This is a genomic window from Roseibium sp. TrichSKD4 (genome assembly GCF_000148725.1).
Lineage (GTDB): Bacteria > Pseudomonadota > Alphaproteobacteria > Rhizobiales > Stappiaceae > Roseibium.
Window position 1 is genome coordinate 64,693 of sequence record NZ_GL476322.1, and the last position, 18,366, is coordinate 83,058.

An 18,366-nucleotide genomic window follows, 5' to 3' on the forward strand; every position below is an offset into this window, starting at 1 on the left:
ACGCTCTCTTATCCGCCCAGGAACATTTCAGCGATTTCACGATCCGCCAGCAAATCGGCACCTGTTCCTTCATGCCGGTTCTGCCCTGCGGCCAATACGTAGCCGCGGTCCGCGAAGGCGAGCGCCTGCTTGGCATGCTGTTCCACAAGAAGGATGGCAACACCCGTGTCGCGCACATCGCGGCTGATCTGGAAGATCTGTTCCATATATTTCGGTGACAGGCCAGCGGTCGGCTCATCCAGAAGCAGAAGCTTCGGATCCAACATCAAGGCCCGACCCATGGCCACCATCTGGCGCTGCCCGCCGGACAAGCTGCCGGCCATTGTTTTCCGCCGTTCCTTGAGGTCTGGAAAGAGCTCGTAGACACGATCGTAGGCCGCAGACAGGTCACCTTTCTTCAGAAACGCTCCCATCTCGAGGTTCTCGTGGATCGACATCTCACGAAAGATGTTATCGACCTGCGGCACATAACAAATGCCGCGTTGCACGATCCGGTTCGGCGACCACCCCGTGATGTCATCACCGTCAAAAACCGTGCGTCCGCCGCGCACGTTCAAAAGTCCGAAGACAGCTTTCATCGCAGTGGATTTTCCCGCCCCGTTCGGGCCGACGATCACCACGATTTCCTTGTCCTCGACCGACATGGAAACCGAGTGCAGGATATCCGCATCTCCATATCCGCCGGTTACGTTTTCCATAGACAACAGTGCAGCCATCAATGCGCCTCCTCTGCACGTTCGCCCAAATAGGCTTCCAACACTTGCGGATTAGACCGAACTGCCTGGAAGTCCCCCTCGATCAACACTTGTCCTTCGGCCATGCAGACCACTGGGTCGCAGAGCTTTTCGATCATTTCCATGTCGTGTTCGATGAGGATGAACGTGTAGCCCCGCTCCTTGTTCAGGATCTGGATCTTTTCTTCCAGCTTTCTGAGAAGAGTGCGGTTCACGCCAGCAGCGGGCTCGTCCAACAGGACCAACTTGGCATCTGTCATCATGGTGCGGCCAAGTTCAAGCAGCTTTTTCTGCCCACCTGAGAGGTTACCAGCCCGCTGATGGGCCACATGGCTCAGCCCCAGAAACTCAAGTGTTTCAAGCGCTTTACGCTCTACATCCGCTTCCCGTTCCTTGACCTTGCCCCAAGTTAGCCAATTGGAAAACAGGGTTTCACCGGGCTGAGATGGAGGAACCATCATCAGATTTTCCATCGCAGTCAGGCGATGAAATTCGTGCGGGATCTGAAAGGTGCGTACAAGCCCCTTGTGAAAGAGGTCGTTGCTGGGAAGACCGGTAATGTCTTCTCCCAAAAACGTGATTTTCCCGCTGGTCGGTTTTAGCGCTCCGGCAATCAGATTGAACAGAGTGGTTTTACCTGCCCCGTTTGGCCCAATCAACGCTGTGATGGTTCCTTCCTTTACATTGAAGGAACAGCCATTGACTGCCCGAAACCCACTAAAATCCATCACAAGCTGGTCGAGTTCCAGCATGAAGGCTCCTTGCCGCCGTCCCCTGGCGATCATTCCAAAATTATACCAACCGGTCTTGAGCCGGCATTTTTAGACGAAATTGCCCTTCCTCAAGCAATTTCCAGTCGCTGACTTGTAGCCGGATGGCGCACGGGTTCAACAGAGAAACAACATTTTTTCGGGCCTGAGCCGGAATATTCTGCCCTTTTTTCTTATTGCATCGCACAGAGAAACCCAAGATGTGGAATTTTCGAACGAAAATTCTCCCGTTAGTAGAACATTCGAAAAGCTGGTGGTGAATTCAAGCGGGCCTGTTCCAGGAGATCAAAGAATTATAAGATAGCACAACCACTTCAATGCAATCGGTAATTGATTTTTATTGGAATTTAGGATTTTTCGGATTTAGTTTGCCTATACCCTTCTGGTGGGCCACAAGTCGAGAAACTCACAAAATGGCATTTGCCGCGCGGATGGGGGTAGACGAGCGCATTCCGCTCATCACACTGGAGTTGGAAGTTGAGGGAAAGAAGGACAGATAAACACCAGCAAGCTGACGCTTCGTCTCAAGCTTGCGGTGATGCGCCTACCGGTGCTGAAACAGCTCCCCAACCGGACCACCTCTTTTCAATTTTCGACAGACTCTCAACCGCTATTTGGATTTTTGATTTCGATTGCAAAAGGGTTCTATGGGCCAACGCGGCAGGTTTGGCGGCATGGAATGCCGAAAGCGTGGAAGACCTTTACGCAAGGGACCTTGCGCCTGATATGTCGGACACGGTCAAAAAACGCTTGGAGCAGTACAAAGCAGACTTCGCTCGTAAAGACGTTACGTTTTCCGAGATCTGGACCCTTTATCCCAAAGGCAAACCACAAACCATGAAACTGCAGATGCGCGGTTTTGTTTTGCCGGATGGCCGCATGTCACTGCTCTGTGAAGGGATGATAGATCACGAGCTTCATCCGGAAACCTTGAGAAGCACTGAAGCCCTGCTCCATACTCCGGTGATTATTACGCTGGTGACAGAAGATGGCACACCGCTGTACCGCAATCCTGCATCGCGAACCTCCTGCTTGACACTTGAGAGCAATTTTTTCGATCAATTTACCGACAACGATGAGCGTGAGAGTTTTCGGGAAAACCTGAAAACAGAAGATCATCTGCGATCCGTCGCACGCATTCTCACAAGTAGCGGCGAACGGTGGCACGAGATTACAGCGCGCAGCTGTCTGGATGCAGCAACGGGTGTTCCGGCTTATTTGATCAGCGAAATCGACGTGACCGAACTGCACGAGACCAAGGAACGTGCTCAACATCTTGCAACGCATGACAGCCTGACCGAGTTGCCCAACCGCACCTTTGTGAACGCAAAGCTGCCAGAACTACTCTCGGCCTCTCAGGTCAGTGGCGAGCAACTCCACCTCTTCCTGATTGACCTTGATGGCTTCAAATCCGTCAACGATACTCGTGGCCATACAGCAGGGGATGCGCTGCTGCAAGTTTTTGCAGATCACCTACGAGGCCTCTTGAATACCACACGCCGGTCAGAGGATTTCGCTGCTCGGTTGGGTGGAGACGAGTTCCTGATTTGCCTTCAGGATATGGGGTGCACGCGTGACCCAGATGCCATTGGACATCGCCTCCTATCCGCACTTGCAGAACCGGTCATGGTTGATGGCGAGCTGCAGAAAATTGATTTCAGCATCGGCCATATAAGTCTTCCGGTAGACGCGCTGAACCTTGATGAGGCGATGCGACATGCAGACCAAGCTCTCTACCGCGCCAAGGGGTCTGCAACGAATAAATGCGTTTCCTATCGCTCTATCAAAAATGGCTCGACCCTGAAGGCCCTGCCACTCTGATCTTGATCTAACGTCTCCTTGCGACATGATCCTTGCCTAATTCCGTCACCTTGAAAAGCACCGTGGTCAAGCGTTCGGTTGTGCTTGACAGGCAGCCGTTTAAGCGATGAATAATCCCGCGATATTCTTCATGGCAGGCAAGATCGAGATCGGCATTCCTCATGTTCATCAGCGTTTTTGACATCTTCAAAATCGGCATTGGACCGTCCAGCTCTCATACAGTTGGACCAATGGTAGCAGTTTCCCGCTATTTTGATCGCCTGCGTGAACTGCCAGACTTGGTTGGTCGAGCCCACAAGATCACCGTCACATTGCACGGCTCCCTGGCTTTTACCGGCAAAGGCCACGCGACGGATCAAGCAGTCTGCCTTGGCCTTCTTGGCGCCACACCGGACACTCTTGATCCGGATGCCGTTGACGGCCTGATCAATGACCTCAAAGCGTCAAAGGCAATAACACCTGATGGATTGCCAACTTTTGCATTTGACCCTGATGCCGATGTGATCTTCGACTATGGCCCTCCCCTTTCACTTCATGCCAATGGCATGACGTTCAAGGTGCTTGGAGAGACTGGCGAGCTGGTTGACGAGTTTGTCTACTATTCGATTGGCGGCGGATTTGTCGTGACAGAAGCGGAGCTTCGAAACACCCGGAACGAAGACGAAAACATTGAAGACCCCGGCGAGTTTCCATTCCCTTTTAAAAACGCCAAGCAAATGCTGGAGATGGGCCAGGCAACGCCTTGCAGCATTGCCGACATGAAGTTCAAGAACGAATGCCATGTTCAAGACGAAAGCAAGGTGCGCGACGGCCTTGATGGAATTTGGTCCGCGATGGATGCCTGTATCAACCGTGGCATTCGCCAACAGGGAATTTTGCCCGGTGGGCTCAAGGTCAAACGCCGCGCTGCCGACATTTATCAAAAGCTGATCCGCGAAGGACGGACAAACCGTCCATTTGAACACACAGTCGTTGACTGGCTTGGCGTTTATGCGATGGCCGTCAATGAAGAAAACGCGGCTGGTGGCCGGGTCGTGACGGCCCCGACAAATGGCGCTGCTGGCGTTATCCCTGCAGTCATGCGGTATTATCTCGATCACTGCCCGGATTCAAACAAGGACGGTATTCGGACCTTCCTTTTAACCGCGGCAGCAATCGGCGGCATTATCAAATCAAATGCGTCCATTTCCGGCGCTGAAGTCGGCTGTCAGGGCGAAGTTGGCTCTGCGTCCGCGATGGCGGCCGCCGGATTGTGTGCGGCCCTTGGTGGCACAAATGAGCAAATCGAAAATGCCGCTGAAATTGCCCTTGAACATCATTTGGGCATGACCTGCGACCCCATTGCCGGCCTCGTACAGGTTCCCTGCATCGAGCGAAATGCACTTGGCGCTGTGAAAGCCGTGACTGCCGCCTCCCTTGCTCTTCGGGGTGACGGAAACCACTTTGTTCCGTTGGATGGCTGCATCGAGACCATGCGCCAAACCGGCATGGACATGATGGATCAGTACAAGGAAACCTCTCAAGGCGGGCTCGCAGTTAACATTGTTGAATGCTAACCGAAAGGTTGTCTTGCAAGCCGTGCCATCCTGCTCTTAACTGATTTTATCCAATACCGTTCATGGGTTAAGGGAACAGGTTATGACCTTGAGTGTGATACCACTTTATGCAGGGCTGCTCGCTTTCATGTATGTGGGCTTGTCCGCCAGGGTCATTTTGATGCGCCGGAAAAGCGGCATTGTCCTTGGCGACAGCGGCGACATTACACTTACCCGGCGCCAAAGGGTCCATGCCAATTTCGCGGAATATGCGCCCTTGGCTCTTGTGCTTCTGCTGATGGCGGAACTTCAAGGCGCGCCGGTCTTTGTCCTCCACGGGCTTGGCATCTTGCTGATTGCCGGACGGGTGTTACACGCTTCCGGCGTTAGTCAGGAACAAGAAAGCGCTCCATTCCTTCACCGCGTCATGGGTATGGCCCTGACCTTTGGCGTGATCCTGATCGCTTCACTTATGAATATTGCATCCGTCTTCCCGGCTTTTTCCTAGAGCATACTCTGCTCCTCTGATCGGAGCCTAAATCTGCTGCAATCTGGATTTATGTGCATGGGAGATATGGAGTCGGGCCGCTTTGTCCGCTTCCTCGCTGTTGCCTGCCGCGATTGCGTCGACAATCGCAGCGTGCTCTTCCACGGCAGTTTCCCGGCGTTCTGGAGTGTCTAGAGTCGTGCCTGCCATCAAAATCAATGACAGCCGTAGATGGTCGATTTGGTCAACCAGATATCTGTTGTGGGAGGCAAGGCACAGGCGCCGGTGAAAGTCCCTGTTGGACCGGACCAGACTGTCCTGATCTTCCACCCGCTGCCGGTCGGCCTCTACCAGGTCTTGTAGAATCTCGACTTCCGGTTTCGAGGCATGCTTGGCAGCCAGGGCTGCTGCCGTGCCTTCCAAAACTTCCCGCATGAAATAGACTTCTGCGATCTGGCCGTGATCGAGTGTCGGAATGACCATGCCGCGATTGGGCTCATGAACGGCCAGCCCCTGAGCTTCCAGACGCTTCAGCCCTTCACGTATCGGGGTTCTGCTCACACCGAAACGTTCCGCCAAATCAGCTTCCCTCAACCGGTCACCGGGCTTGAGGTCTCGCTCTTCGATCAGGCTGATAAGCCTTTGATAGATTTCAGATCCATTCATGCTATCGGTGGTAGCGCGTTTTTTTGCGCTCGACTAGTGCAGCCTCACGCCCTGGCGTTTCAACTCACCTTGCAGCAACGCCATGTCCAGCCTGTCCAGATCGCAACTGTGTTTGACGGAGAGAGCTGCAGCAACGCCTGCCCCTTGTCCGGTGACCGTGCAGCACATCATGTTGCGTGTTGCTGCATGGCTGACCGGATCACCGCCCGTTGCACGGCCAGCGACCAGCAGATTTTGAATTCCCTTCGGCAAAAGCGTTCTGTAGGGAACTTGAAAATAGCGCCCTGTGGTGGGCAGAATCAGGATGCCGTACCCATCGATAAACTCCGGGAAGATGCCGATCGAATCTTCAAAGCGCCCCTGTTCGCGCACGTCCTGCCCGGTCATGTCATAGACCGCCTGAATTTTGCGGGTATCTCGAATGCCGATTGTCATGCCGAAATTTCTAAGTTTGGCTGACTCGCACCCCGGTTGAAAACGCTTCAGCGCCTCCACTGCCAACATGGCTTGCTTCCGACCTTCAATTTCGTTTTGCGTCATGGAATCCGGATCAGTTCCATCGCACTCCGGTAAATGAACGAGATTGAGATATGTCAGGTCACCAGAATCGTAGATTGCCCCCCAGGTTCCCGAAATTGTCGACAAATGCGCGGGAATGAGGCCGGCCTCAACGGCTTGTTTGAAGGGCTTGCGCAAAAACGGAGAGAACATGGCGTCCTCTTTTCCGGTGGTCTCGACCGTCCACTCGCCGCTTTCCCAGTCCTTGTAGGTCTGCGGGTCTTCTTGCACGGCCTTGGAAAAGGCACGCGGATCAACACCGGTCATTGAGAACATGACAGAGGCGGCCTGCATTTCTTCAACCGGCGTTTTGCAGGTTAGCGCACCCGCACGGTAAGCGACATCAGCGTCGCCCGTCGCATCAATGACCCGTTTGGCAAGAATTGCTTCGCGCCCCGCTTTGCTTTCCGTGATGATGACCCGGACTGCCCCATCTTCAACAATTGGCGCGGCAAATGCGCGATGAAGCATCGGGGTTATGCCCGCTTCCAAGACCATCTTGTCGGCGACAAGTTTAAACCGCTCCGCATCGAGCGCATTGCTGTCAGATTGCGGCTCGGGAGTTGTTGCCCCATCGGCCAATGCACGGACTTCAAACTCACGCCCAACCCCTTCTGTGTCGACGGTTTTCTCATGCCGGTACCATGCAAACCCCTCAACACCAACCGCCGTAATGTTCCCGCCAAAGCAGCCAAAGCGCTCCACAAGAGCCACACTTACGCCAGCTCTTGCCGCGCCAATGGCAGCCGCAAGACCGCCGGGTCCCGATCCGATCACCACGACATCGGTTTCATGGATCACGTCAATTCGACGTGCTGGTTCCGTTATCTGCATTTCAGCCAGCACCCATTGTTTCTTAGGTTCTCATCAGTCAAAGGCTCGCGGCTACCCTATCAAGAGCAGCTTCTGCGATATCAAACACGTCGTTGATCTGCTGCTCGGTGATGATCAGCGGCGGGCAGAAGGCCATGGCATCCAGCATGTTGCGCGAAATCAGTCCGCCCTCCAAAAACTCGGCATTGGCCTTACCGCCCAGCGCGCCGGGTGTGTTTGAAAAGGATTCATGAGACAGTTCTGCAGCACCAATCAACCCGATACCCCTCGTCTCCACCACAATTGGCCGCTCGGAAAGTCCTTTTAGCCGACGCTGAAACAGAGGGGAAACTGCTTTGACATTGCCGACAAGATCGCGCTCTTCAATGATCTTGAGGTTTTCCAATGCAACTGCTGATGCGACCGGGTGTCCACTGCCTGTATATCCATGGCCCAGAACCCCGATGGAATGGGATTCGTCAGCGATGGGTTGATACACCTTGTCATTGATCAACAGGGCCGAAATAGGCTGGTAGGATGAAGACAAAGCCTTCGACAAGGTCATGATGTCCGGCTGAAGATCATATGTCTGCGTCCCGAACATTTCCCCAGTCCGCCCAAATCCGCAGATCACTTCATCGGCCACAAACAAGATGTCATACTTTTTCAAGACGGGCTGCACGGCCTCCCAATAGCCATCCGGCGGCACAACGACGCCACCTGCGCCCATTACTGGCTCTGCAAAGAATGCAGCAATGGTTTCCGGACCTTCTTTCAGGATTAGGTCCTCCAAATCCTGCGCGCATCGTTTCGCGAAGGCAGCTTCGTCTTCACCTTCCTTTTGCATGGTGCGGTAATGCGGGCAGGTTGTATGAAGGATTTGCGGCAGGGGGAGATCAAAGGAACGATGGTTGTTCGGCAAACCGGTCAAACTTGCTGAGGCGACGGTTACACCATGATATCCACGAACGCGGGAGATGATTTTCTTGCGTTCCGGCTGGCCAAGCGCGTTGGAACGATACCAGATGAGTTTGATTGCAGTGTCGTTCGCCTCTGACCCCGAATTGGTGAAATAGACCTTGGACATGGGAACTGGCGCCATGGAGATCAGCTTTTCAGCCAATTCTACAGAGGGACCATGCGTCTTGTATGTGAACGTGTGGTAATAGGGCAGCTTCTCCATCTGACGGGTTGCAGCATCCACCAGGCGCTTTTCGCCAAAGCCGACGGCAACACTCCAGAGGCCTGCCATTCCTTCTATGTACCTTTTGCCGCTGGTGTCTTCGACATAAATGCCGTCACCTTTCTCGATCACAAGCGAGCCTTCACCTTCCTGCCGACGTGCATCGGCATAGGAGTGTAGTTGGAAGGCAATGTCACGTGCCTCAATGGAATTGGGAAGCTGGTTCATGGAAACTCACACAGACTGGATCATGGACGGACGGACCCGGGGTGTTGTACTCCCTGCCTGACCAAAGGTCATCTGATTGAGAATAAGGGCAGTTGTCAAAGGTTCTCTGTTGCAGGTGTGTGGATAGATGCCCAGGCGCGACCTGCAATAATTCCATTTGGTAGAACAGCTTACGTCACATGGATGTTTTCAATTTCTCGCTACGTTAGCTAGAGTTTCCGCCGTAGCCTGGAGACATACATGAAACTTCTTCACGTCCTCTCTGTCATTATCCCGGATTTCCCAAGTAGTCAGCTGATTTAGCTTCTTCTATCCTATTTTTCTCTTTATATTACAGCGTGTTACTTGATGACGGAGGGCTGAAAAATGGCACACCCAACGGGTGCGGGTTCTGAGAGCGATTTTCGGCTGGATTTTGACCCTCGGGTGCGGTTGGAATTCCACGGTTCAAAGATCAGTTCTGATGGCGGTCTTCTGCTTTACCGGGAGCTTGATGACGCCCTTGGCCTTTTCGGCAAAGCGGTTCGGTTCCTTCGGGATACCCGCAAAGGTAAGAATGGCGTTCACACCTTGATGGGCCTGCTGCGCCAATCGATATTTGGTCGCCTTGCGGGCTATGAAGATGTGAATGATGCCGTGCGTCTGTCGCGTGACCCGGTAATGCGCCAGATTATCGGGGGCCGTGCCGTTGACACTCAGGCGGCATCCTCCTCCCAGATGGGCCGCTTTGAGACTGAGGTGCTCGCGACTGCCGCCAACAGGGAAGCCTTGGCCGATATGCCCGGTCAATGGATTGATGCGGTGCATGGTCGCCAAGGACTGAACTACATCACCTTGGACATGGATAGCTCTGTCAGCCCCACCCATGGCGCTCAGGAGGGAACCGCATGGAACGGGCATTTCGGCTGCAACTGCTATCACCCATTGTTCATCTTCAATCAGTTTGGCCACTTGGAACGCTGTGCCCTGCGCAATGGCAGCGTCCACAGCGCGGATGACTGGAAGGCTCTTCTGATACCCGTCATTGCGCGCTATGCAGAGCGCGACATCATGCGCTTCTTTCGCGCTGATGCCGCCTTTGCCATTCCGGAACTTTACGAGACTTTAGAGGCTGAAGGGTACCGCTACGCCATCCGCCTCAAAAAGAACGCTGTGCTGGAAGAGAAGATCAGCCATCAGCTGACCCGCCCCGTGGGACGTCCCTCAAAGACAAAGATCAAGCGCTTCTATGAGGTTTTTGAGTATCAGGCTGCTTCATGGAGCAAGCCCCGTCAGGTGGTTGCCAAGATCGAATGGTATCCCGGTGATCTATTCCCTCGCGTGGGTTTTGTCGTCACCAACTTGCCGATGGAGCCGGAATGGATCATCCGCTTCTACAATCAGCGCGGCACAGCCGAACAGCACATCAAAGAAGGCAAGAACGCCATCACTTGGACCCGCCTGTCCTGCAAGCGGTTCTGTGACAATGAGGTCCGGCTTCAGCTTCACGCATTGGCGTATAACCTTGGTGTCTTCCTGCAAGGGCTAGACCTCCCGGAAGAGGTCGCCGACTGGTCGCTGACAAGTATCCAGAGCCGCCTCATCAAAATCGGGGCAAAGGTCGTACGCCATGCGCGCAAAATCACGTTCCAACTGGCAGAGGTGGCTGTATCAGGCTACGTCTTCGGACGAATCCTCGCCGCAATCCGCGCCCTCAAGCCCCCGCCGAGGCCTGCATGACGCTCCAAACAACGAAACCAACACAAATGCGGCTCCACAGCTGTGTCTTGTCGCAGCCCAAACGGGATAAAGTCCACGAAAAGCTCAAAAACCGCGCTTACGTAACCGTCAAAATCGATAATCGCCCCGACAACGCTGCCGTCAGAGTTGCAAACGTCCGTGAAAACGGTCAACCTCGTCGCAACACACAGTTACTTGGGAAATATCCGATTATAGTTGCCATTAGCAATTTACCTCTTCAGGCTTATGCTGAAGTTACCGATATCAGGTTAGGTTTACTCGGGGCCGGACCGGAAGTGTTCGCTTATGAAATCTCCGTCCTGAAACTGGCGCTTCATCACGCGGATGCAAAAAGCCAACTGACAATCGTCGACTTGGAAATGCCGCAAGAGCGTGCCCTCGTGGAGCTTGAGACCGGGCGCGCGGATTTTAATGTGTTTTTCACCGGGTTTTCAGCCAATCGCGAGAAGCGATTTCACCAAATCGACATACCGTTAAGCCGCGGCATTCTAGGCCACCGTATTTTTATTACCACCAAGGCATTTTTGGACGATCTGGCTGAAACGAGAACGCTAGGGAGTCTTAAGAAGTTTGCAGTGGTTGGCTCCGGCACTGGCTGGCCCGACACGGAGATATTCCAAGCCAATGGATTTCATGTTGTAGCATCAGACTACGAAAGCTTGTGGCGCATGTTGTCTGCTGGGCGCATCAACACATTTAATCGCGGTATTCACGAAGCCTTTGTAGAGCACCAACAACGCAGTCAGCAGGATCCGGAGCTTGTAGTGGACCCATCCTTCATGATCCGGTACCGGTTCGATTACCTGTTCTATGTGCGAAAGAATAACCAGCGCGTCGCCGAGATCATCGAAACAGGCCTTCGCAACGCCTATGAAAACGGTGCCTTTCTGGAGCACTTCAACTCACATCCGATGATCCAAAAGGCCATGATGTCAACGGCGGCTCATGAGCGCCTGATTTTTGATATCGATAATCCGCTTCTGACTAATCGCCAAAGAAACATCCCGGAAGCCTACTGGCACCAATACTAGGCTATGTGGCCGAGTGGCTCTTCCACTCTCCAACATTTCTTTGTCCACATAATGAGGTGTTCCAACGCCTCAACTCTGGAAACGTGGCGCATCTTCACCTAAATCTCGCGCAGCTGCCGAAATCGGCACACTTTCACAACCAGACACATATTCCGGAACAGCAAAGACCTCGAAGATGACCGAGACTAAACAGAAAGAAACCTACTCGTTTCAAACCGAAGTTGGCCGGCTTCTCCAGATCGTCACGGATTCCCTTTATTCCAACCGTGAAGTCTTTCTGCGCGAGCTGATTTCTAACGCGTCAGATGCTTGTGACAAGCTTCGCCATGCGGCCCTGACCACCCCTGCCCTGACCGACGGCGATGCCGATTTCCGGATCACACTATCGGCAGACAATGATGCGGGTACACTGAGCATTTCCGACAATGGCATCGGCATGAGCCATGATGATCTGTTGAGCACCCTTGGAACAATCGCCCAATCCGGCGTAAACGCGTTCCTTGAAAAGCTCGGTGACGAAGATAAGGACAACGTCAAACTCATCGGACAATTTGGTGTTGGTTTTTATTCAGCCTTCATGGTGGCAAACAAGGTTGATGTCGTTACCCGCAAGGCTGGCGAAAATCAGGCTTGGCTTTGGTCATCTGATGGCAAGGGAGAATTCTCCATCGAGCCCGCTGATCGGGATCAGCGTGGCACGACGATCACCTTGACCTTGAAAGATGATGCGAAGGAGTTTTCCGAAGACATCCGCCTGAAGACGGTTGTGAAAACCTACTCAGATCACATCAGCTTTCCGATCAAACTCGGCGATGAAACCCTGAACGAGGCTTCTGCGCTTTGGACCCGCCCAGCGCGCGACATTACACCTGAGCAGTACAAAGAATTTTATCACCACACCGCTCATGCCTTTGATGACCCGTGGCTGACCATTCACAATCAAGTGGAAGGCCTTATCAGTTACACCAATCTATTGTTCGTCCCGTCGACCCGCCCGTTCGACCTTTTCGATCCGGAGCGCAAGTCCCACGTCAAACTCTATGTGAATCGCGTTTTCATTACAGACGACACACAAGGACTTCTGCCACCTTATCTTCGCTTCTTGCGCGGTATCGTTGATTCAGAAGACCTGTCGCTCAATGTATCTCGCGAGATGCTGCAAACCGACCCCAAGCTGGCAAAAATCAAGAGCAGTCTGACTAAGAAGGTTCTTGGGGAACTCAAGAAAAAAGGCGAAGCCGACGCTGAGGCCTATGTCTCATTCTGGCGGGACTTTGGTGCTGTTCTCAAAGAAGGCCTCGTGGACGACTTTTCCATGCGAGACAAGCTGCTTGAGCTTTGCCGCTTCAAGAGCACGCATGGGTCAGAGCTCACCAGCCTCGCTGCGTACAAAGAGCGCATGAAGGAAGGTCAGGATGGTCTTTACTACATGGCTGGAACGGACGCTGAGAAAATGGCGCATTCGCCACAACTTGAGGGCTTTCGCGCGAAGGGCGTTGAGGTTCTTCTGTTTGAAGATGCCGTCGACGAGTTCTGGTTACGCCACATAAACGAGTTTGACGGCAAGCCTTTCAAGTCTGTCACCCAGGGCGATGCCAATCTGGATGACATCAAATCCGAGGACGCGGACAAAGAACAAAAAGATGAAAGCGAGAACGAACACATCACCCAACTGGTAGCCTCTTTCAAAGCTACCCTCGGTGACCTTGTAAAAGACGTACGTCCGTCAAAACGTCTGACCGACAGCCCCGTTTGCCTGATCGCTGATGACAGCGGAATGGACGTCAACCTTGAGCGGCTTTTGAAACAAACCGGCCAACTTCAAGCGCTTTCCGTCCGCATACTCGAGGTAAACCCTGATCACACCATGATCAGGAAATTGGCCGACCGGGCCTCAGGCGACGCTGCGAGCAACGACACCCTGCTCACAGATGCTGCGCATCTTCTGTTGGATCAAGCGCGGATTGCTGATGGCGAAGAGCCGGTGGATCCCGTCGCATTTGGCCGTCGGCTGTCGTCTGTCATGTCGGAAGCCCTCTAAAGCCGATCAAACGCGCCCCTGCTGACAGATTTGTTGGCAGGGGCAAATCAATGCAAAACTACTACGGATGGGGAAATTTCCCTCGGCCAGATTGATAAGGAGATTACAAGATTACTCATGACAATTTGCGCGGCCCCGAATGTGACGCAGGTGATTTCCCGTATTTTTTGGACAAATCTGCAATATAATTGACTATGCTGCCCTATATCTCAAAACTACAAATAATTGATTCTGCTATATATTTTTTCCACTCGAATATTAAATTAACGCATGATTCACTTAACTACTTACGTATTACGAAATAAGACCGTATTTTGCCTGCATTCCTTTTTGCTAACGTTCCATTAGGATTGGAAACTAACGAGATAAAACTCCCGATTCTATCGGGCTTTGGCACTTGGATAGTGACATGACAAAGATAATATCCGCTGGTATCCCCTCCGCGCTGAGTACCAGCAAAAACGAAAAGACAGACTTCTCTCAGCTGCTGAAGTCCGCTGCACAAGGACAGGTATCCAATGTAGCGAAAACTGCAGCAACCGGTCGCGCAACCACAACAGTTGTCACCCGCAAAGCATTTCTGCTGGATGAGCTGGTGTCGCACGCTCAAAATGGAAAGGGCCTCCCCAACCTCGACCTCGGTGACCTCCCTGAGCGCGCAAATGACAAATCCGATGCCATGGGCACGACCGCGCCAGAAGTGGTTTTGATAAATGGCGATGGCGCTGGAATGGATAACTTTGTTCACGAGCGCGTCGACAACCTGATCTTCATCCATGAAGACCTGTTCAACGATTGGGCAACAGGTCTGGACGCTGAACAGCTGCCGAGCATTATCGAGAACTTTCTTCTCGACTATACCAAAATGGAACACTGACGTATCGATTTGGCGGCATTGAGTAACCTTTGATTAACCCGCCAGATTACTTCCAAGTGTGATTTTATGGCCCGAACCTGGTTCGGGTCATTTTTTTTGCGCAAGCAAAATACAGAGTAAACAATATGTTATGCGTGATCACACTGGAGAGGCTGTCATCGGCAGACAGGAAGCTTTGACAGCGAACAGCTCAAGCCATTTTCAACCAATACACGTATTTCCTCCGAGTGGCGTCACTTGAGGATCTCACCCGAACTCTTCCGCTAAGTCACTTTCTATAAATGAGTTTTGAGGCCTCACGAAATATTTCGTTAGAATTCCAGCAGCAAACCCTACACCCTGAAAACACGCGAAAATTGCATTCGCGCTGAGTAAATAAAACGTTTCCACAATCAAATATGCCGCAGGGTTTTTGTAAAATTTTTCTAAATTATCTATACACAACTACATTCAAAACCAATAAAAAACCCCGTAGAGAAATACGTATTCACTCTTTATCTACGTAATTTTGGCACACTCAAAATCGGTTTTGGCATTTCTTTTGTACGTACCTCTGGGAAAGCTGAACCGCCTACAAAAAGTCTATGGCTGAAATGCGCATAAAAAGAACGCACGGCCCGGACGACAGGGAATTTGAGGCAACCATGATTGAAGAGCAAAGTAAAACAAGAGTGCTCATCGTCGACAGCCAACCGTTTGTTCGGCAGGGAATCAAAGCCTGCCTGAACGCTACCGACCATTGTGAAGTGGTGGGAGAAGCGGCTGACGGCTACGCAGCTATTCTTGCGGCAAAAACGTGTCGCCCCCAATTGGTGATCCTGGAGGCTACGATTACCGGGATGACGACGTATGAGACCGTCAAGCGGCTGCGCAAGCTTGATGAGAACATGCGTATTCTTATTTGCTTTAACAGCGAAGACCCGTTCGAGATACACGAACTGCTTCAGGCCGGAGCTGGCGGCGTTCTGCAAAAGAGTGCCGAACCAACCGAGCTCATCAACGCTGTTCGCGCAGTCGCGGGTGGTGGCAGCTACCTGACCGGCGACCTCGTCAACCGGGTCTTTTCTGCCTCCAGTCAGTCCAGCACTGGCGTCAACCTCTATGGCTTGACGACAAGAGAAACCGAAATCCTGCGGTTTGTAGCCGACGGCATGAGCAACAAGGAAACGGCAAATCGCCTGAACCTGAGCGTTCGCACCGTCGAAACCCACCGCCTCAACATCCGCCGGAAAACGAAGGCCTATACCTTGAGCGACCTTGTGCGTGTGGCACGACGGCTGCGCTTGGTCCCTTCGGCTGACCCGGCCTCATCACCTGATACCGACGACACCCGCTTTAGCGCGGTGCCGGAGTAAAGACATGACATCTACGACACACATCACCAACCACAAACGTACCAGCAAGGCTTTAACGTTCGGCTTATGTCTGAGCCTTGCCTTGTGCGGTGCGATCCCGGCTCTTGCCAACGAAGAAACCGCTGCACAGCAACCGTCGCCGGTAGAAGCGGGTGACGCGGTATATGTCGTAGATCAGGACCTTCGCTCACTCCTCAGCGAATTTGGAAAACGCATCGGCGCCAACCCCGTATTGTCAAAAGGCATCGAGGGCCGGGTGAAAAAAGCCTTCATCCCGACTGAGCGCCAGGCCTTTTTGGACGAGATGTCCCGCAGCTACGGCATTGAATGGTATTTTGAGGGAACGACCCTCCACCTTTCGAGCCGAGATGAAATAACGTCGAGGTTGATCGGGATCAAATCCTTGTCAGTGAAAACAATCAACTCTCAAATACAGAAAGTTGATCTGAATCCGGCTCGGTACCCGCTCCAGCCCGTGCCTGAGGCTAACGCTGCAATGTTGACGGCTCCACCGTCTTATATTGCCCGCGTAGAAATCATAACAGAATCAATACTTAAGGCAAAAAAAGAGAATGGAGAGGACACCATTCGCTTCATAAAATTCGGACGAAAAAGTATCGAATAGGACGTTGGGTTAACACTCTGTTTTTGATTAACGATTAAAACTTTCGGTCAACTACGTAAGCACTGAGCGCGAATAGAATTTCTGTTTGGAACATCTACATTGATGAGCGTCTACCCAAGTCAGGGTCGCGACGGAGTGACGATGGAAGCTAGCACACCAACGTCACCAACTGACAGAAACGCAAACTGGAGAAATACAATGAACAACGTTCAAGGCGCAGGCGCAGCAGGTGGCGCAAACGGTAACGAAGGCAACAGCACTCTGACCCAAGCATTCGACCATGCAATGCAACAGGCTCAGCGGACTCTTGCTACCACGACTATCAAGGGTGCTTCCCTGTACGCTCTGAAGCAGCGTCCGCAGTAATTTACCTTCGAAACACCCGGCGGGCCAAGTTCGCCGCCGGGTGTTTCGCGTTTAGTAGCCGAGCCGAACTAGTTATGAGTACCGCCGCGAGATAAAGCGTATGACGCAAACATCAGTCCAAGGTTCAGCCGTTTCCGACCGCCTCGATGGGTTTCCCAGCCGGGCGGTTCAGTACGTTCGTGACCTGTTTGGATTGAAGGTTCGGATTGTAGGTGGCTACCACGAGGGCGTTTCCAAAACGTCCAACCAACTCTCATTCACGATCGGCAGCGACGGTAATGATGATTTTTGCCTGTTTGCTGAAACGATCGAGCCTTCGCATCTGAAGATCGAGCGCAATCACGCGCTTGCCGGATCTGCCCGGATTACCGCTCAAAATGGGCCCGTCATTCTGGAGAATGGCTCACGGCTTGAAGCTGGCACATTCGCAGAAGTAGACCTGCCGACGACGGTGCGCGCAAATGGCACAACGATCGAATTCGAGAAGACTGGAAATGTCCTTGAAATCGTTCGCAACTTTATTCTTGTCCTGCTGATTTTTGTCGGCAGTTGGCTTGCTGCAGACCTCCTGCGGGTGACCTTCGACAAAAGCGTTCTTCAGCCGGCGAATGCTGCAGTTGATGCCTTGACCGAGAAAGTCGATGCAGCCTTGCCCGGGTTAACGGGACAAAAACCAACTCAACAACATGCTGAACTGCTTCAGACCCGCATTCGCGATGCCGGTCTGGCGCACAGGATCGTCGTGACAGAAGGTCGGGACAATGTTCTCGTTGCCTCAGGGTCCATCCCGGACGCAGAAGCGGCAAGCTGGCGGACGATCCTTAAGTGGTTCGATGAGCTGGGATCTCCGATGCGCCTGGTCAATAACGTTGTCAAAACCAAGAAAGACGCGTCCGTACCGGCGATCGCGAGCGTTTGGTTCGAGAACGGCAAGGCACAAGTTCTTCTTTCTGACGGGAATGTGGTCGGTGTTGGCGACACATATGGCGGCGGCTGGAAAGTTGAAGCCATCACCCGCGAGGGAATTGAAATCTCCCGTGGCGGAAAGAATGTGAAGCTAACCTTCTAACCAGAGGAGCATTTGGATGGCCAAAATTAATGGGGAATTCCAACCCCCGCGCTCCTCTGAGGCTTTCGGAGCAAGACCCGCTCAAAAGAGCTCGCGAACTGCACCTGTTCGTAAGCTTAAACCAGCTGTAGGGCCAGAGCATACAGCGCCGCAAAAACCGGCGGCTCCAGCTCTCAAGCGCCAACCGGCAAAACCGACGAATGTGGAATCGGTCCCTTCTCTGTCGGACGTATCACCAGCGGATGTGGTTGGCCTGTCCAACATGTCGCGCTCCCGCATGATGTACAGCCTCACGCGGATTGAAGCGGAGCTGGACCAAATGCTCGAGGAAGAAGCTGATCCGACCGCCCGCGCCGAGATCGAACTTGGCTTGCAGGTGGTAACCGAAAGTCTCCGCCGCCTGTCTCTGGTGCAGGGCGGAGCAGATGCTTTGATTTCGAAATAACCGGATTATTTTTTGAAGGTGA

General features: G+C 52.8%; 18 protein-coding genes. 12 read left to right on the top strand and 6 right to left on the bottom strand.

Going from position 1 to position 18,366, the window contains the following annotated elements; genetic code table 11:
• Positions 1–8: 8 nt before the first annotated feature.
• Positions 9–716: an ABC transporter ATP-binding protein gene (locus tag TRICHSKD4_RS27555; RefSeq protein ID WP_009469778.1), complete on the bottom strand. Its 708-nt coding sequence runs from the start codon at positions 714–716 to the stop codon at positions 9–11.
• Positions 716–1,486, bottom strand: coding sequence for an ABC transporter ATP-binding protein (locus TRICHSKD4_RS27560; RefSeq protein WP_009469779.1), 771 nt, complete (start codon positions 1,484–1,486; stop codon positions 716–718). Before TRICHSKD4_RS27560 ends, TRICHSKD4_RS27555 begins: the two co-directional genes overlap by 1 nt.
• 684 nt (positions 1,487–2,170) lie before the next feature.
• Here TRICHSKD4_RS27560 and TRICHSKD4_RS27565 point away from each other — a divergent pair.
• Positions 2,171–3,325 carry a sensor domain-containing diguanylate cyclase gene (locus tag TRICHSKD4_RS27565; protein ID WP_139052334.1) on the top strand — a complete coding sequence of 385 codons (1,155 nt, stop codon included), beginning with the start codon at positions 2,171–2,173 and terminating at the stop codon, positions 3,323–3,325.
• Between the two features lie 7 nt (positions 3,326–3,332).
• Here TRICHSKD4_RS27565 and TRICHSKD4_RS31065 read toward each other — a convergent pair whose 3' ends face one another.
• Entirely contained in the window at positions 3,333–3,524 is a 192-nt protein-coding gene (locus TRICHSKD4_RS31065; protein WP_009469781.1) for a hypothetical protein, read from the bottom strand.
• Here TRICHSKD4_RS31065 and TRICHSKD4_RS27570 point away from each other — a divergent pair.
• Both TRICHSKD4_RS27570 and TRICHSKD4_RS27575 read left to right on the top strand, forming a co-directional pair.
• Positions 3,487–4,881 (top strand): L-serine ammonia-lyase, encoded by a 1,395-nt coding sequence (locus tag TRICHSKD4_RS27570; RefSeq protein ID WP_009469782.1) that lies wholly within the window; start codon positions 3,487–3,489, stop codon positions 4,879–4,881. The genes TRICHSKD4_RS31065 and TRICHSKD4_RS27570 overlap by 38 nt on opposite strands.
• Positions 4,882–4,963: 82 nt before the next feature.
• Positions 4,964–5,368 carry an MAPEG family protein gene (locus tag TRICHSKD4_RS27575; RefSeq protein WP_009469783.1) on the top strand — a complete coding sequence of 135 codons (405 nt, stop codon included), beginning with the start codon at positions 4,964–4,966 and terminating at the stop codon, positions 5,366–5,368.
• Between the two features lie 27 nt (positions 5,369–5,395).
• Here TRICHSKD4_RS27575 and TRICHSKD4_RS27580 read toward each other — a convergent pair whose 3' ends face one another.
• From TRICHSKD4_RS27580 to TRICHSKD4_RS27590, 3 genes are read right to left on the bottom strand one after another with little or no spacing between them, the layout of a single operon-like run.
• Positions 5,396–6,013, bottom strand: a complete 618-nt coding sequence (locus TRICHSKD4_RS27580; protein WP_009469784.1) for a GntR family transcriptional regulator — start codon at positions 6,011–6,013, stop codon at positions 5,396–5,398.
• A 33-nt stretch (positions 6,014–6,046) separates the two neighbouring features.
• Positions 6,047–7,405: an FAD-dependent oxidoreductase gene (locus TRICHSKD4_RS27585; RefSeq protein WP_040617709.1), complete on the bottom strand. Its 1,359-nt coding sequence runs from the start codon at positions 7,403–7,405 to the stop codon at positions 6,047–6,049.
• 37 nt (positions 7,406–7,442) lie between these two features.
• Positions 7,443–8,795, bottom strand: a complete 1,353-nt coding sequence (locus TRICHSKD4_RS27590) for an aspartate aminotransferase family protein (protein ID WP_009469786.1) — start codon at positions 8,793–8,795, stop codon at positions 7,443–7,445.
• Positions 8,796–9,161: 366 nt separating this feature from the next.
• Here TRICHSKD4_RS27590 and TRICHSKD4_RS27595 point away from each other — a divergent pair, with 366 nt between their 5' ends.
• The 9 genes from TRICHSKD4_RS27595 to TRICHSKD4_RS27635 all read left to right on the top strand — a co-directional run bounded on the left by TRICHSKD4_RS27595 (position 9,162) and on the right by TRICHSKD4_RS27635 (position 18,344).
• On the top strand, positions 9,162–10,514 hold the full coding sequence (locus TRICHSKD4_RS27595) for an IS1380 family transposase (RefSeq protein ID WP_009466009.1): 1,353 nt from the start codon (positions 9,162–9,164) through the stop codon (positions 10,512–10,514).
• The gene (locus TRICHSKD4_RS31445) at positions 10,511–11,566 is read left to right on the top strand and encodes a hypothetical protein (protein ID WP_009469787.1); all 1,056 of its coding nucleotides are present in this window, start codon (positions 10,511–10,513) and stop codon (positions 11,564–11,566) included. The genes TRICHSKD4_RS27595 and TRICHSKD4_RS31445 overlap by 4 nt, the downstream gene beginning before the upstream one ends.
• A 175-nt stretch (positions 11,567–11,741) precedes the next feature.
• Positions 11,742–13,607: a molecular chaperone HtpG gene (gene htpG / locus TRICHSKD4_RS27605; RefSeq protein ID WP_009469788.1), complete on the top strand. Its 1,866-nt coding sequence runs from the start codon at positions 11,742–11,744 to the stop codon at positions 13,605–13,607.
• A 409-nt stretch (positions 13,608–14,016) separates the two neighbouring features.
• On the top strand, positions 14,017–14,484 hold the full coding sequence (locus TRICHSKD4_RS27610; protein WP_009469790.1) for a hypothetical protein: 468 nt from the start codon (positions 14,017–14,019) through the stop codon (positions 14,482–14,484).
• A 644-nt stretch (positions 14,485–15,128) separates the two neighbouring features.
• On the top strand, positions 15,129–15,839 hold the full coding sequence (locus TRICHSKD4_RS27615; protein ID WP_009469791.1) for a response regulator transcription factor: 711 nt from the start codon (positions 15,129–15,131) through the stop codon (positions 15,837–15,839).
• 4 nt (positions 15,840–15,843) lie between these two features.
• A complete protein-coding gene (locus tag TRICHSKD4_RS27620; protein ID WP_040617699.1) occupies positions 15,844–16,464 on the top strand; it encodes a hypothetical protein in 621 nt (206 codons plus the stop codon).
• A gap of 198 nt (positions 16,465–16,662) precedes the next feature.
• Complete coding sequence (locus TRICHSKD4_RS31070; RefSeq protein WP_009469793.1) at positions 16,663–16,830, top strand: hypothetical protein; 168 nt, start codon at positions 16,663–16,665, stop codon at positions 16,828–16,830.
• A gap of 100 nt (positions 16,831–16,930) precedes the next feature.
• Entirely contained in the window at positions 16,931–17,899 is a 969-nt protein-coding gene (locus TRICHSKD4_RS27630; RefSeq protein WP_009469794.1) for a hypothetical protein, read from the top strand.
• Between the two features lie 16 nt (positions 17,900–17,915).
• On the top strand, positions 17,916–18,344 hold the full coding sequence (locus TRICHSKD4_RS27635; RefSeq protein WP_040617701.1) for a hypothetical protein: 429 nt from the start codon (positions 17,916–17,918) through the stop codon (positions 18,342–18,344).
• The last annotated feature ends 22 nt before the right edge of the window (positions 18,345–18,366 follow it).

Bases quoted from the DNA above. Each gene is read 5' to 3' on its own strand.
- TRICHSKD4_RS27570 (WP_009469782.1), top strand. From the start codon at position 3,487: ATGTTCATCAGCGTTTTTGACATCTTCAAAATCGGCATTGGACCGTCC.
- TRICHSKD4_RS31070 (WP_009469793.1), top strand. From the start codon at position 16,663: ATGAACAACGTTCAAGGCGCAGGCGCAGCAGGTGGCGCAAACGGTAAC.
- TRICHSKD4_RS27585 (WP_040617709.1), bottom strand. From the start codon at position 7,405: ATGCAGATAACGGAACCAGCACGTCGAATTGACGTGATCCATGAAACC.
- TRICHSKD4_RS27575 (WP_009469783.1), top strand. From the start codon at position 4,964: ATGACCTTGAGTGTGATACCACTTTATGCAGGGCTGCTCGCTTTCATG.
- TRICHSKD4_RS27560 (WP_009469779.1), bottom strand. From the start codon at position 1,486: ATGCTGGAACTCGACCAGCTTGTGATGGATTTTAGTGGGTTTCGGGCA.
- TRICHSKD4_RS27620 (WP_040617699.1), top strand. From the start codon at position 15,844: ATGACATCTACGACACACATCACCAACCACAAACGTACCAGCAAGGCT.
- TRICHSKD4_RS27630 (WP_009469794.1), top strand. From the start codon at position 16,931: ATGACGCAAACATCAGTCCAAGGTTCAGCCGTTTCCGACCGCCTCGAT.
- htpG (WP_009469788.1), top strand. From the start codon at position 11,742: ATGACCGAGACTAAACAGAAAGAAACCTACTCGTTTCAAACCGAAGTT.
- TRICHSKD4_RS27590 (WP_009469786.1), bottom strand. From the start codon at position 8,795: ATGAACCAGCTTCCCAATTCCATTGAGGCACGTGACATTGCCTTCCAA.
- TRICHSKD4_RS31065 (WP_009469781.1), bottom strand. From the start codon at position 3,524: ATGCCGATTTTGAAGATGTCAAAAACGCTGATGAACATGAGGAATGCC.
- TRICHSKD4_RS27580 (WP_009469784.1), bottom strand. From the start codon at position 6,013: ATGAATGGATCTGAAATCTATCAAAGGCTTATCAGCCTGATCGAAGAG.
- TRICHSKD4_RS27635 (WP_040617701.1), top strand. From the start codon at position 17,916: ATGGCCAAAATTAATGGGGAATTCCAACCCCCGCGCTCCTCTGAGGCT.
- TRICHSKD4_RS27610 (WP_009469790.1), top strand. From the start codon at position 14,017: ATGACAAAGATAATATCCGCTGGTATCCCCTCCGCGCTGAGTACCAGC.
- TRICHSKD4_RS31445 (WP_009469787.1), top strand. From the start codon at position 10,511: ATGACGCTCCAAACAACGAAACCAACACAAATGCGGCTCCACAGCTGT.
- TRICHSKD4_RS27555 (WP_009469778.1), bottom strand. From the start codon at position 716: ATGGCTGCACTGTTGTCTATGGAAAACGTAACCGGCGGATATGGAGAT.
- TRICHSKD4_RS27615 (WP_009469791.1), top strand. From the start codon at position 15,129: ATGATTGAAGAGCAAAGTAAAACAAGAGTGCTCATCGTCGACAGCCAA.
- TRICHSKD4_RS27595 (WP_009466009.1), top strand. From the start codon at position 9,162: ATGGCACACCCAACGGGTGCGGGTTCTGAGAGCGATTTTCGGCTGGAT.